At 35.5% G+C, this 727-nt stretch carries 1 protein-coding gene; it reads right to left on the bottom strand.

Annotated features, from left to right (window positions below):
• Positions 1–34 precede the first annotated feature (34 nt).
• A partial coding sequence (locus CCO88_RS09940; protein ID WP_002841038.1) for a BspA family leucine-rich repeat surface protein occupies positions 35–727 on the bottom strand: 693 nt, incomplete at its 5' end.

The raw sequence follows: 727 nt of genomic DNA, 5'->3' as shown, positions 1-727 counted from the left end.
GGATAAAACTATCCCAACTAGGGGCTTGATTTGTTTAAATAGATAATTCTTGCAAAGCTTCAGGCTTGTTTGAATTGTCTATAGGACAATTTTCAAACATATCATCAGTATATTTAACCCTAGAAGTGTTCCACTTCTCTAGGGGCTGATTGAAGCTCTCGCAACCCCAAAACATTCCAGCCATATTCTTCACATTGCTGACATTCCACCTGCCTAAAGGTTGATTGAAGTTCTTGCAACCCCAAAACATGTTTTCCATATAAGCTACATTAAAAACATTCCATTTAGAGATATCTTGGTTGAAGTTATAGCAATCATAAAACATCCATGACATACTTTCAACTTCATAAACATCCCAACTTGAAATGTTTTGGTTGAAGTTATAGCAGCCATAGAACATTTCTTCCATATTTTTTACCCTACTCACATTCCAACCTGAAATATCTTGGTTGAAAGCATGGCAGCCTGAAAACATAGAATTCATATACCTAACCCTACTCACATCCCAAGAACTTAGATCTTGGTTCAAAGAATGGCAACCATAGAACATATAAGACATATCTTCAACATTTGAAGTATTCCAAGTTTCAATACCTGAGAAGTCTTCACGAGTAGATTTAAAGAACAAACAACTCATATCAGTGATCTTGCTTGTATCAATATCACCTAAATAGATACTTTCATCTTCAACTAGAGCTTTGAGCTCTTCTTTGGTTTTAGGCGTGTA

The sequence above is a fragment of the Campylobacter coli LMG 9860 genome (genome assembly GCF_000254135.1).
Classification (GTDB): domain Bacteria; phylum Campylobacterota; class Campylobacteria; order Campylobacterales; family Campylobacteraceae; genus Campylobacter_D; species Campylobacter_D coli.
This window is presented reverse-complemented; position numbering and strand designations above follow the sequence as displayed.